Annotated in this window: 11 protein-coding genes; 7 read left to right on the top strand and 4 right to left on the bottom strand. The window is 61.9% G+C overall.

What is annotated here, in order from left to right; all coding sequences use genetic code 11:
* The 3 genes from kdgD to HX899_RS28745 all read right to left on the bottom strand — a co-directional run.
* On the bottom strand, nt 1-871 hold an 871-nt coding region (kdgD, locus tag HX899_RS28735; protein ID WP_181293967.1), incomplete at its 3' end, for a 5-dehydro-4-deoxyglucarate dehydratase.
* A gap of 32 nt (nt 872-903) precedes the next feature.
* Nucleotides 904-1,878: a mannonate dehydratase gene (locus HX899_RS28740; protein WP_138329517.1), complete on the bottom strand. Its 975-nt coding sequence runs from the start codon at nt 1,876-1,878 to the stop codon at nt 904-906.
* Between the two features lie 65 nt (nt 1,879-1,943).
* Entirely contained in the window at nt 1,944-2,654 is a 711-nt protein-coding gene (locus tag HX899_RS28745) for a FadR/GntR family transcriptional regulator (protein ID WP_011651913.1), read from the bottom strand.
* Between the two features lie 132 nt (nt 2,655-2,786).
* Here HX899_RS28745 and HX899_RS28750 point away from each other — a divergent pair, with 132 nt between their 5' ends.
* Genes HX899_RS28750 through HX899_RS28770 form a run of 5 tightly spaced genes read left to right on the top strand, consistent with a single transcriptional unit; the run spans nt 2,787 to nt 7,918 of the window.
* Nucleotides 2,787-4,382: an ABC transporter substrate-binding protein gene (locus HX899_RS28750; RefSeq protein ID WP_181293968.1), complete on the top strand. Its 1,596-nt coding sequence runs from the start codon at nt 2,787-2,789 to the stop codon at nt 4,380-4,382.
* A gap of 21 nt (nt 4,383-4,403) precedes the next feature.
* Nucleotides 4,404-5,432 (top strand): ABC transporter permease, encoded by a 1,029-nt coding sequence (locus HX899_RS28755; RefSeq protein WP_029873222.1) that lies wholly within the window; start codon nt 4,404-4,406, stop codon nt 5,430-5,432.
* Nucleotides 5,429-6,331, top strand: a complete 903-nt coding sequence (locus HX899_RS28760; protein WP_029873223.1) for an ABC transporter permease — start codon at nt 5,429-5,431, stop codon at nt 6,329-6,331. Before HX899_RS28755 ends, HX899_RS28760 begins: the two co-directional genes overlap by 4 nt.
* 1 nt (nt 6,332) lies before the next feature.
* Nucleotides 6,333-7,178 carry an ABC transporter ATP-binding protein gene (locus HX899_RS28765; protein WP_138330055.1) on the top strand — a complete coding sequence of 282 codons (846 nt, stop codon included), beginning with the start codon at nt 6,333-6,335 and terminating at the stop codon, nt 7,176-7,178.
* Entirely contained in the window at nt 7,175-7,918 is a 744-nt protein-coding gene (locus HX899_RS28770) for an ABC transporter ATP-binding protein (RefSeq protein WP_138329515.1), read from the top strand. The genes HX899_RS28765 and HX899_RS28770 overlap by 4 nt, the downstream gene beginning before the upstream one ends.
* Before the next feature lie 22 nt (nt 7,919-7,940).
* On the opposite strand, the gene HX899_RS28775 is transcribed toward HX899_RS28770, so the two are convergent.
* Nucleotides 7,941-8,996, bottom strand: coding sequence for a LacI family DNA-binding transcriptional regulator (locus tag HX899_RS28775; RefSeq protein WP_171598812.1), 1,056 nt, complete (start codon nt 8,994-8,996; stop codon nt 7,941-7,943).
* A 247-nt stretch (nt 8,997-9,243) separates the two neighbouring features.
* Between HX899_RS28775 and HX899_RS28780 the strand changes: the two genes are divergently transcribed.
* The gene (locus HX899_RS28780) at nt 9,244-11,766 is read left to right on the top strand and encodes a hypothetical protein (protein WP_181293969.1); all 2,523 of its coding nucleotides are present in this window, start codon (nt 9,244-9,246) and stop codon (nt 11,764-11,766) included.
* A gap of 65 nt (nt 11,767-11,831) precedes the next feature.
* A complete protein-coding gene (locus HX899_RS28785) occupies nt 11,832-13,091 on the top strand; it encodes an ABC transporter substrate-binding protein (RefSeq protein ID WP_138329512.1) in 1,260 nt (419 codons plus the stop codon).
* Nucleotides 13,092-13,101 lie beyond the last annotated feature (10 nt).

Consider the following 13,101-nt stretch of genomic DNA (forward strand, 5'->3'; position numbering starts at 1 on the left):
CGAGTTCTTCCTGGGTAAGATCCGTCAGAGGCGGGCGCACGGGGCCTGGGTTCTGCCCGAGGACGCGAAGGCCGGCCTTGATGATCGAGACGGCATATCCCTTCTTGCGGTTGCGCAAGGCGACGAAGGGGAAGAAGAAGCTCTTGAGGATCTCGTCGACGGTTGCCTGATCGCCGGTGCGCAAAGCGCCGTAAAAGCGCTGGGCGAGGGCGGGCACGAAGTTGAAAACGGCCGATGAATAGGTCGTTACGCCTGCGGCAAAATAGGCCTGGGCATAAACCTCGTGGGTCGGCATGCCGCCGACATAGACCAGACGGTCGCCAAGCAGGGTGGTGATCTCGATCACCTTGTCGACATCGCCGACGCCGTCCTTGAAGCCGATCAGGTTCGGGCATTCCTCCGCCAGGCGCGCGATGCTATCGGCGGTCAGGATGGCGTTGTCGCGATTATAAACGATGACGCCGATGCCGACCGATTGGCAGACTGCCTTGACATGGGCGATGAGACCCGCCTGTTCCGCAAACATCAGATAGGGCGGCAACAGCAGCAGTCCGTCCGCGCCGGCCTTCTCGGCCGCGACTGCGATCTCGATGGCGAGCGACGTGCCGTAGCCGGTTCCCGAAATGATCGGCGTCTTGCCCGCCGACGCTTTGGCGGCTCGGATCACCTGCGGAATCTCGGCCGGATTAAGCGAGAAAAATTCACCGGTGCCGCCGGCGGCAAACAGTGCAGCAGCGTCGTAACCTGCAAGCCACTCGACATGACGGCGGTACTTGGCTTCGTCGAATTTGAGTTGATCGTCGAAATGGGTCACCGGAAACGACAGGAGACCACTACCGACGGCCTTCTTCAATTCAATCGGGTTCATCATGAAGTCCTACTTCTTAGGTGTTGAAAACCGGGTCACTCGCTCTCGAGCACTTGCAGAAGTGCGGCGATATAGCCGTAGCAGAAGGCAAATGCGGTGGCGGTTGGATCCTTGCCGCTGACCGTCGGCACATGGTCGGGCATCAGCATGTATTTGAAGCCCACCTCCTTATAGATCCTGGCCGAGCGGACCATGTCCATGTCGCCTTCTTCAGGGAAGGTCTCCATGAAGGACAGCTTGCCGCCGCGAATGTTGCGGAAGTGAACATTGAAGATCTTGCCGCGCTGGCCGAACCAGCGGATGACATCGTCGATTTCCTTGCCGGGATTTTCCAGCATCTCGCCGATCGAACCCTGGCAGAAATTGAGGCCGTGATACGGGTTTTCGTGCATCAGCACGAATTTCTTCAGGCCTTCCACCGTGCCCAGCACCCGCGTGACGCCGCGATAACCTGGCGGCGTATAGGGATCGTGCGGATGGCAGGCGAGCCGGACGCGGTTGCTTGCAGCAACGGGAACGACGCGTTCCAGGAAATAGTCGATCCGCTCCCAGTTTTCGTCCTCGGAAAGCACGCCGGCAAGACCGGGCTCGGCCTGCTGGTCCGTCTTGTCCCAGCGGAAGCTGGCATTCAGCGATCCGCCGCGTCCCGGTTCATCCGGCGTGCGGGGAATGCCGATCAGGTTGAGATTGTACTTCACCGCAGGAATGCCTGCGGCTGCGGCATTCTCGATCAGCTTGCAGACGGCGTCGATCTGTCTGTCGCGCTCGGGGCCGGCAAGCAGGATATCGGGATAGGAAGCCTTCTCGATCGGCTGCGAGGGCAGGGGCAACTGGATCATATCGAGGATCAGGCCGAAGCTTTCGACCTTGTCACGATGCCGCTCGAGATCGGAGAGCGTCCAGCTGCTCGGCTTTCCCGGCGGGTCGGCGTTGATATGCTTCACACCCAGTTGCGCGAAGATACGATAATCGTCGTCATCCCGCGCTGCGACCTGCGTTCCCAGATACATTTGAGTCTCTTTCGAAATTACACAATGTCATATGACATAATATGAATTTCGAAGGGTGTCGAGCCCTATTGCTGCTCGGCAAGCATGCGGTAGCGGCGCTGGCTGGCCAGCATATGGGCGCGCATTGCCTGGCGGGCGCGTTCTGGATCCTGATCGGCAATTGCCGAGAGGATTTCGACATGTTCGGCATAGACCTTCTGAAGATAGCTGCGGTCATTGGCCTCAGGCAGTGTCGGAAACTGGCCGCGGGGGATGGCTCTGGGGCCGAAATGGCGCAGGACATCGACATAGAATCGGTTGTTCGTGGCGGCGGCAATCGCCATGTGGAAGGCATAATCCGCCTCCACCGTTTGCTGTCCGGTTTCGATCAGGTGCGCCATTCTGCGGTTGGCCTCACGGATTGCCGCCTCCTGCTCGGCTGTGCGGCGATAGGCGGCAATTGCCGCCGCTTCACCCTCTGCCGCCATGCGAAACTCCAGCAATTCCAGGGTTTCTGGAATGCTCTTGATTTCCACCGGCGTCAGCGACAGGACCGAATGCGCCTTCGGATCCGCGACGAAGACGCCTTTGCCCTGGATCGGCTTGACGAAGCCTGCAGACCTCAGATCGGCAATGGCCTCGCGCACCACGGTGCGGCTGACGCCAAATGTCGCTTCAAGCTGCGGCTCGGTCGGCAGCTGGTCGCCGACCCGTAGCTTCCCCGTCTCGATCTGCGCCCGCAACTGATCGATGACCTGCTGCGCCAGTCTCTGCCGGCCACCGCCGAGTGTCGTCATTGTCCGCTCCCCCATCCCTTTGCATCAAGTCTCCCGCTCGGGTCTTGCAAATCATATCAGACTTCGATAAATCATAATACGACATACGGGCGACATAATATGTCTTTTATAGTAGTCTAGGGAGGACTGACAATGAAGCATTTTTCTAAGGGCTTGTTCGTCGGCGCCGTGATCGGCGCCCTGACGATCGCTGCACCGCTCTCGCAGGCCGCCACACCGCAGGACCAACTGGTGGTCGGCACATCGCTGGCGCAGGTTCTGTCGCTGGATCCGCAGCAGGCGACCGAAGGCAAGGCGGTCGAGATCATGTCGAATCTGTATGATCGGCTGGTCGCCAGCACCGCGGACGGCAAGATCCTTCCGCAGCTGGCGGAAAGCTGGAAGGTTGACGACAAGGGCATCACCTTTACGCTGCGCAAGGCCAATTTCGCCTCCGGCAACCCGGTCACCTCGAAGGATGTCGTCTACTCGCTGGCGCGGCTCCTGAAGATGGACCAGGCCGCCGCCGCCAACCTCAAGCGCGTCGGCTACGACAAGGACAATGTCGAAAAGCTCGTCAAGGCCGTCGACGACCAGACGGTGCGGATCGATCTCTCCGAGCAGGTGACGGCAGAGCTTCTGCTCTACCGGCTGACGACGACCACCACCAGCGTCGTCGACAGCGTCGAGGTCGAGAGCCACGCCGTCGATAACGACTATGGCAACGCCTGGATGCGAACCCATTCGGCCGGCTCCGGTCCGTTCACCCTCAATCGCTGGTCTCCGAACGAACTGGTGATCCTCGATGCGAATAAGGACTATATGGCCGGCGCGCCGAAAATGCGCCGTGTCATCGTCCGGCATGTGCCTGAAAGCCAGGTCGAACGGCTGATGCTCGAACGCGGCGATATCGATATTGCCAGCGCGCTGACCGCCTCGGATCTCGCGACGTTCCAGGACAAGAAGGGCTTTGCCATCCAGCGTATTCCGACGGGCGGTTTCTACGTGCTGTCGATGAATGCCGGCAACAAATACCTCGCCAACCCGAAGGTTCGCGAAGCCATTGCCTATGGCATCGACTACAAGGGCATCGAAAAGACGATCATGGGCCCTTATGGCCGGGCCAGAAACGTTCCCGTTCCGGAGAATTTCGAATATGCCATCCCGAACCCCGATTGGCATCTCGACGTCGAAAAGTCCAAGCAGCTGCTGAGCGAGGCAGGTTTCAAGGACGGCTTCTCGCTGTCGCTGAAGACCATCGCGCAAACGCCGCGCATCGATCTGGCCACCGCCATCCAGGCATCGCTTGCCCAGATCGGCATCAAGGTCGACATCCAGCAGGGCAACGGCTCGGAAATCATCGCCGCCCATCGCGCCAGGGATTTCGATCTGCTGATCCCGCAGACCAGCGCCTATATGCCGAACGTCCTCGGCTCGATGGAGCAGTTCTCCTCCAATCCCGACAACTCGAAGGAAGCCAACAATGCCGGCAATTTCGTCTGGCGCTCGGCCTGGGACATCCCGGAACTCACGGCCCTGACGGCCAAGGCATCGATGGAGCCGGACGCCAAGAAGCGTGGCGAAATCTACGTTCAGATGCAGAAGATGTTCGTCGAACAGAAGCCGGCGGTGCTTCCGCTCTTCGAGCGCTTTGAGCCGATCGTCCTGTCAAGCAAGGTCGAGGGATATGTGGGACATCCGTCTCAGCTGACGCGTCTCGAGAACGTGACCAAGGTCGAAACCCAGTAATACTTCCCAGGACAGCCGATCATGAAGGAACTCTCCGTAGCCGAATTTGGCCGACGCCTGGCGCATTTGCTGGTCAGCCTGTTCATCCTCTTATGTGTGACCTTCGTGATCGGCCGTATCCTGCCCACCGATCCGGTCGGCGCGATTGTCGGCGAGCTCGCCGATCCCGCTGCCTATGCGGCGATGCGGGCGCGTCTGGGGCTCGATCTGCCGATCTACCAGCAGTTTTTCCTCTATCTGAACGGCCTGGCGCATGGTGATTTCGGCACGGCCGTCCTCACCGGCAATCCGGTTTCTTCGGATCTTGCCCAGGCGTTTCCGGCGACGTTCGAACTCGCGACGCTGGCGGTGATCATTTCGACCTTCGTCGGAGTTCCGCTCGGGCTGGTCGCGGCGCTGTTTCGCGACAGCTTCATTGACAAGACGGCCCGGGTGGTCGCACTCGTCGGTCATTCGATCCCGGTTTTCTGGTTCGGCATCGTCGGCCTTGTCATCTTCTACGCCGGCCTCAACTGGGTCGGCGGGCCGGGCAGGATCGATGTCTTTTACGAAGGCCTCGTCACGCCGCAAACCGGGCTGTTGTTGGTCGACAGCCTGCTGCAGGGCGAGACGGAAATCTTCTGGAATGCGCTCGGCCATATCATTCTGCCGGCCGTCATCCTCGCCTATGCGGCGATGGCCTACATCACCCGCATGACACGCAGCTTCACCCTGGAGCAGTTGAGCCAGGATTATGTCATTGCGGCCCGAGCCAAGGGTGTGAGCCCGCTCGGCACGATCTGGCACCACGTCCTGCCGAACATTGCGGTGCAGCTGATCACCATCCTTGCCATTTCCTATGGCGGTCTGCTCGAAGGCGCTGTCGTGACCGAGATCGTTTTCTCCTGGCCGGGCATTGGCCAGTACATGACCAACGCGCTGATGATCGGCGACATGAACGCCATCGTCGCCGGCACCATCATTGTGGGATTCATTTTCATGTTGTTGAACTTCCTGGCCGACGTCGCTTACGCCGTCTTTGATCCGCGTATGCGGGAGGCCGCCCGATGAGCGATGTTATCCGCAGCGAGATTCATATCCGCCCGCCAAGTGTGTCGACCCGTATCGCGGCGTCGTTTGCGCGCGCCGGCCGCAAATTGGCCCACGAGCCGCTCGGTCTTGCCGGTTTCGTCATCCTCGGTCTACTTTGCATTGTCGCGATCTTCGCGCCGCTCCTGGCGCCCTACGATCCGGCCATACAGTCGCTGGGCGAGGCCTTGCAGCCGCCGAGCCTCGCGCACCTGGCAGGCACGGACGAATTCGGCCGTGACATCTTGAGCCGCCTCATCTTCGGCACGCGCATCACCATCCAGACCGTGCTGTCGATCTCCTTGATCGTCGGGCCGATCGGCCTGTTGATCGGCGTCGTTGCCGGCTTCTTCGGAGGCCGCACCGATGCGCTGTTGATGCGCGCCACAGATATCGTTCTGTCGTTCCCGTCGCTGATCCTGGCTCTGGCTTTTGCTGCGGCACTCGGGGCCGGCTTGACCACGGCCATCATCGCGATCTCGCTGACTGCATGGCCGCCGATTGCGAGACTCGCGCGCGCCGAGGCCCTTGTCGTCAGAAACGCCGACTATGTGGTTGCCGCCCGCCTTTATGGCGCCTCGCCGATGCGCATCCTTCTTCTCTATATCGCGCCGATGTGCGTTCCCTCCGTCATTGTTCGCCTGACGCTCAACATGGCGGGTATCATTCTAACGGCGGCTTCGCTTGGCTTCCTCGGCCTTGGCGCCCAGCCGCCGGCGCCGGAATGGGGCGCGATGATCTCCAGCGGCCGCAAGTTCATGCTGGATTATTGGTGGGTTGCCGTCATGCCGGGTATCGCCATCCTCCTCACCAGCCTTGCCTTCAACATCGCCGGAGATGCTCTGCGCGACCTATTGGATCCTCGCCATGCCAGATCGTGAAATGCAAGATCGTGATCTGCAGCCCGTTCTTTCCGTCGAAGGATTGACCGTCCGTTTCGGCCGAGGCGCCGTGCCCGCCGTTTCCAACGTCAGTTTCGACGTCGGGCGCGAACGCGTCGGGATCGTCGGAGAATCCGGTTCCGGCAAATCGACGACGGGTCGCGCCATCATGCGCCTTTTGCCGCCGGCCGCGGTGGTCTCGGCCGAACGCATGGATCTCGGCGGCGATCCGTTGCTTTCAAAGAGCGAGCGTCAGATGGGAGCGCTACGCGGCAAGGACATCGCGCTGATCATGCAGGATCCGCGCTATTCGCTGAATCCGGTGCTCTCGATCGGCAAGCAGATCGCCGAAGCCGCGCGCCTTCACCTCGGTCTTCACAAGAAACAGGCGCATGAGGCTGCCCGCGCCATGCTGGAGCGCGTGCGCATCAGCGATGCGGAGCGGGTCATGGCGCTTTATCCGCACCAGATATCGGGCGGCATGGGCCAGCGCGTGATGATCGCCATGATGCTGTTGGCGCGGCCGAAGCTTGTCATCGCCGACGAGCCGACCTCGGCGCTTGATGTCAGCGTCCGAAAGGACGTGCTGCTGCTGCTCGATGAGTTGGTGCGCGAGAATAATTCCGGACTGCTGTTGATCAGCCACGACATTCGCATGGTGGCAGCCTTTTGTGAGCGCATCATCGTCATGTATGCCGGCCGGATCGTCGAGACCCTGACCCGTCTCGAGGATGCTCGCCATCCCTATACCCGCGGGCTGATCGCTGCGCTGCCCGACCCCAGGAACCCGGTTCGCCGGCTTGCTGTTCTCGACAGGACGAAACTCGATCTGGAGACGGCGCAATGATCAATGTGCGTGACCTCGATGTCGTCTTTGCCTCCGGCAAATCAAGCAACCATGTCGTCAGAGGCATCAGTTTTCAGGTTGGCCAGGGGGAGACGCTGGGTATTGTCGGTGAATCCGGATGCGGTAAATCGACGGTGCTGCGTTGCCTCGCCGGCATGGAGTCTGGTTGGACCGGTCACATCGAGCTTGGCGGCAAACCGATCGGCAAGAAGCGCTCCCGCGAGGAGCTGAAATTCGCTCAGATGGTGTTTCAGGACCCTTACGGATCCCTGCATCCGCGCCATCGCATCGGCACCGCCTTGGCCGAGCCGCTACGCGCCATGGGCCATTCGGACATCTGGTCGAAGGTCGAGAGGGCGTTAATCCAGGTGGGTTTGCCGGCGAGCTTCGCAAACCGTTTTCCGCACGAGCTTTCCGGTGGCCAGCGGCAGAGGGTGGCAATCGCCCGGGCACTGATCCTGTCACCGCCCATCCTGTTGCTCGACGAGCCGACATCGGCGCTCGACGTCTCGGTCCAGGCCGAAATCCTCAACCTGCTGGCCGATCAGCGCGAGGAAAAGGGCCTGACCTATCTGCTTGTCAGCCACGACCTCGCGGTCATCGGCCATATGTGCGACCGGGTGTTGATCATGAAGAATGGTTGCTTCGTCGACGAACTCACCAAAGCGGATCTGCAAGCCGGCACCACGCATGATGCCTATGCGCGAGAACTGTTCGAAGCGAGTTTTATCGAGGCTTGATATTCTCGATCGCGGTGTGGGTTCAGCGATCCTCTGTTGCGACATGGACGCGGTTGACCGCTGCGACGCTGCCCCTTTCGACGAGATGGCAGGCAAGCTCGACCCGCCGCCGCGGGGCCGCAAGGCCGAGCATCATGTCGCGCAGCAGATCGAGCGCGGTGGCACCGAGTTCGCGCATCGGAATATGCACCGTCGACAGCGGCGGATTGAGAAAAGCCGACTGTGGCAGGTCGTCTATGCCCATGACCGAGATGTCCTGCGGTACGGCATACCCCATCGCCTGCAAGCCGCGCACCGCGCCATTGGCAAGACTGTCGCCCGCCGTCAGGATGGCGGTGAAGGAGAGGCCTTTCTCGCGGACAAGACGGGTAACCGCCTCGGCGCCGAGTTCCGGCAGCCAGTCGTCGACCTCGAGCACCAGATCGGCATCCGCGGTCAGCCCATGATGCTGCAGGGCATCGCGCCAACCCTCAAGGCGCCGCTCGATCGTCCGCCGACCCGGCCTCAGCATGAACAGGATGCGTTGATGCCCGGCCTTGATCAGCCGCTCGGCGGCGATGAAGGCGGCCGAGCGGTTGCAGGGCGTCACACTCGAAAGCCGCATATAGGGATCGTCGCTGTTGACCAGCACGACGGGCTTTCCGAGATCGGCCGCCGCCGCCAGCATCTCCTCTTCGTCGACGGTCAGGATCAGCATGCCGCCGAAGCTCGGATCATCACGCATCTCGGCGACGACGCGGGCTTCATCTCCCTTGTCGGCGACCGGGCGCATCGCCAGTTCGATGCCGAGGGCGGCGGCACGCGCATTCAATCCTTCGAGCACATAGAGTGTAAACTGGTTGCGGACATAGTCGATCATCGCTGCGCCGGAGGCGACGAGCATGACCTTCTTGCCGGCAACGCTGGCCGGCAGGGCGTAGCTGACCGCACTTGCCGTTTCCAGCACCAGCTTGCGAATCTCCGGCCTGACGCCCTTTTCACCGGCCAGCGCACGCGACACCGTGCTGATCGAGACGCCGCATCGGGCGGCAATGTCGTCGAGGCGCGTGCGCCTGCCTTTTTTCTCTTCCGCCGCCATGTTGTCTCCTCGCTTCCAGCCACTATGCAAAAATCTTTCAGATTGCGCAAATGGAATGCCTATGCACAATTGTTGCCTGAGGAGTCCGCGACAAGCGGCAGAGCAGGGAGGCTTTGAAGATGCGGCTAGACGGCCAGTCCATGCGTCGGCGTTTTACCCGGGGTCTCAAGGATCGAGCATGATGCCGAAAAGTGTGAGCGGTTTTCGGACGACATCATGCTCTAGCTGTTCTGGGGCGGGCTGAAGCATGACCGCTGAGCAGCAATCCCATCTCCTCCGTGCAACGGCGAAGGACAGCCCGATCGTCTACTGGCAGCTCGCCAATCTGTGGCAGGAGCGCTATGACGTCGCCGACCGTCCGATGGAAGGCAGCATGGATCCGTTTTTCTTCGTCACCAAGACGAAGAATTTCATCCCGCATGAATATCCCTGCCGCACCGAATTCAAGAAGGCCTTTTCGGACAGGCGACCGCAGCCGGCTGCCGAATTCGAGGCCGTTCGCTGGTGGCTTCCCTTTGCTTCCCCGCGTGTCGATCTCTCCGGCTTCTGGTTTCGCCCGACGCGCATCGGCTGCTGGGCGCGCACCTTCCTCGATGCCCGCTCAGTGGGGCGTGCGACGCTTCGCCTGTCGACCTGCGGCGGCGCGATCCTCTTCGTCAATGGCTGCGAGCAGGGCTTCATGGCGCCTTACCAGCGCAATCTCGAAGCCGAGCAGATGTTCGAGGTCGAGCTGGCGGCCGGCCTCAACGAGATCCGCGTCTATTTCGACGATCTCGCCGAGCGCGACGCCCGTTTCTATTTCCAGCTGGATTATGTCGAAGGGCCTGAGGTCGAAACATCAGTTCCCGTTCCCATCGCCGCCGGCGATGCGGATGCGCTGGAGACGATCCTCGAAGGCATGCGCTTCGACCGCACCGCCTATCTCGGCGAAGATGTGACGATCCTTTTTCCCGCGCCGCTGCCGGTGGCGCTGAGCTGCCATGTCGAGATCGAAGGCGACTTCATGTCGATCGAGCGCTTCGATTATGATTTCGATCTGGAAGCCGGAGCAACCAAGCTGGAACTCGGCACCTCGGCGGATATGCCCGCCGATTTCCGCCATTTCCGCATCACCTTCAAAACAGGCTCGCTTTCGCTCGGTCGCACGCTCGGCGTCGAGATCTGTCATCCTGAGCGACAGGGGGAGGCACCCGCCACCCCTGAGGACCGCGTCGCCGAGGCGCTGGCCGAGGTCGCTGCCCATTCGGAGCCCGACACGGTCTGCGCTTTCGCGCGTCTTGCGCTGGGGCAGGGTGGCGAGGAAACCGAAGCGATGATCTCGGCCATGCTGCCGGTCATCGAGGATTGTCACGACTGCGCCGATTTCGTGCTGGTGCCGCTGCTCTTTGCCTATACGCGCTGGAGCGATCTGCTGTCGCCTGCGCTGCGCGAGAGGATCGAGCACGCTGTCCTCAATTACCGCTTCTGGATGGATGAGCCCGGCAACGACGTTCAGTGGTACTTTTCGGAAAACCACGCGCTTCTCTTCCATACCGCCGCCTATCTCGGCGGCAGGCTGTTCCCGGATGCCGTCTTCGTCCGTTCCGGCCGCACCGGCGCTGAGCAGATGCAGGTCGGCGAGCAGCGTGTCCGCGCCTGGCTCGATCATTTCGAGCGCTGGGAAATGGCCGAGTGGAATTCCGTCCCCTATTTCCCGATCGATCTCAAGGGGCTGACGGCGCTCGCCGCCTGCGCGCCGGATGAGACGATCCGCAACCGGGCGGCCGCCAGCATCGTCCGCCTGATGGAGATCGTCGCCCGCTCGGCCCATCACGGCATGCTGACCGGTAGCCAGGGCCGCTCCTACGAACATACGCTGCGCCCAGGCCGCTCGGTCGAACTCTCCGCCATCGCCCGGCTGCTCTGGGGCCGCGGCTGGTACGGCCGGCGCGTTCACGCTTTGCCGCAGCTTGCCGTCTGCATTCGCGATCATGGCCTGCGTTTTCCAGAAGCGCTTGCCGAAATTGCCGCGCACCAGTCCGACGACGCGCAGGAATGGACCTTTTCCCAGGGCGAGAACCGTTTCGCCGCCCTCTATCACTATAAGACCCGTGACACTGCACTCGGCACCATCGCCCATTATCGTCCCGGCGCCTGGGGCTACCAGGAGACAGTGCTGCACCTGCGTCTGGGCAGCCGGCCGGAAGCGCAGATCTGGATCAACCATCCCGGCGAAACCATCCAGTTCGGTTATGGCCGGCCGAGCTTCTGGGGCGGCTGCGGGACATTGCCGCGCGTGCATCAATATCGCGATCTGGCCATCCTCGATTTCGAGATCCATGAGGGCCAGCCGGATTTCACCCATGCCTGGTTCCCGCTCGAGGCCTTCGACGACACGGTGGCCGACGGCAATCTGGCGCTCGCCCGCTCCGGCAACGGCATTGCGATGCTGATCGGCAACGGCGCGCTGGAGCCGGTAAAACACGGCCCGACGACGGATATCGAGCTGCGTCTGGCCGGCCGCAACGGCCGCTGGATCGTCCGTCTCTCGGATCTCGGGCGCGAGGGTGGCCTTGACGGCATGCAGGCGCGTTTCGCAACGCTTTCGGCCCGCCGCGACGACGAGGGCGCGTTGATCGTTATCGATCCGGATTATGGCCGGGTCCTCTTCGAAGAGGACGGCACCGTGCGCGCCGAAGGCCGTATTCTTCGCCCGGCGGACTGGTCGGTGCGGGGAGACGCGGTACATCTGAAGATACCGGGCAGGCAGCCTCGGCGCGCGGCCTCGTAGACGACGTGTCCGGCAGGTGGAGGACCGGCCGGACGCAGGAATTGATCGATCAAGAGGAGGAAAAAATGACCAGAATGAAATCGATCGGCGCAGCTTTTGCTGCAGTTCTGTTGAGTTCCGTTGCCGCCCATGCCGGTGACGTGCGCATCATGTGGTATTCCGACGGCGGCGAAGGCGAGGTGATCAAGGACCTGCTCTCGCGCTTCTCCAAGGCCAATCCCGACGTCAACGTCATCCTCGACGAAGTCTCCTACGACGTCGTCAAGGAACAGCTGCCGGTGCAGCTCGAAGCCGGGCAGGGGCCGGATATCGCCCGCCTCACCAATCTGAAGGCGCCGGCCCAGCACTGGCTCGATCTTCGCCCCTATCTCACCGACGCGAAATATTGGGAGGATAATTTCGGCGCCCAGGCCGACTGGATGCGCCCGGACGGCTCGAACGCCATCACCGGCTTCATGACGCAGCTGACGCTGACCGGTGGCTTCGTCAACAAGACGCTGTTCGAGCAGGCCGGCGTCGAGATCCCCGGCCCGAAAGCCACCTGGGACGATTGGGCGGCGGCCGCCAAGAAGGTTGCCGACAGCCAGAAGGTCTTCGCCATGGCGATCGACCGCTCCGGGCACCGTGTCTCCGGCCCGAACATCTCCTACGGCGCCAACTACATCGCCGCCGACGGCAAGCCGGCGCCGATCGATCAGGGCGCCAAGGACTTCCTCGGCCGCTTCGTCAAGTGGAACGAGGACGGTACCATCAACAAGGATGTCTGGGTCAGTGCTGCCGGCACCACCTACCGCTCCGCCGCCGAGGACTTCATCAATGGCGGCCTTGCCTATCTTTATTCGGGCAGTTGGCAGGTTTCGGGCTTCGCCCAGAAGATTGGCGACAATTTCGACTGGGTGATGGCGGGCAGTCCCTGCGGTTCGGCCGCTTGCTCCGGCATGCAGGGCGGCGCCGGTCTGGTTGCCGTCAAATACACCAAGAACCCGAAGGACGTCGCCAAGGTGATGGATTACCTGGCAGGTGCCGACGTGCAGAAGGAATTTGCCGAACGCAGCCTGTTCATTCCCGCGCATAAGGGTGTTGCCGCCGGCCAGATGGACTTCAAGACCGACAATCCGCATGTGCAGGCGGCGCTGAAGGCCTTTGTCGAAGCGGCCGGCCAGACGGCGGCACCCGCCATGAAGCTGCCCGGCTGGAAGTGGTCGGATGCCTATTACAGCGCCATCGTTGCCCGCATCAGCCAGGTGATCGCCGGCGAAATGAAGCTCGACGACGCCTATGCCCGCATCGACGAGGATATCAAGGCCAAGGTCGCCGGCAACTGACGGAAGAACA

This window comes from Rhizobium sp. WYCCWR 11146, from assembly GCF_013591995.1.
Taxonomy (GTDB): Bacteria; Pseudomonadota; Alphaproteobacteria; order Rhizobiales; family Rhizobiaceae; genus Rhizobium; species Rhizobium indicum.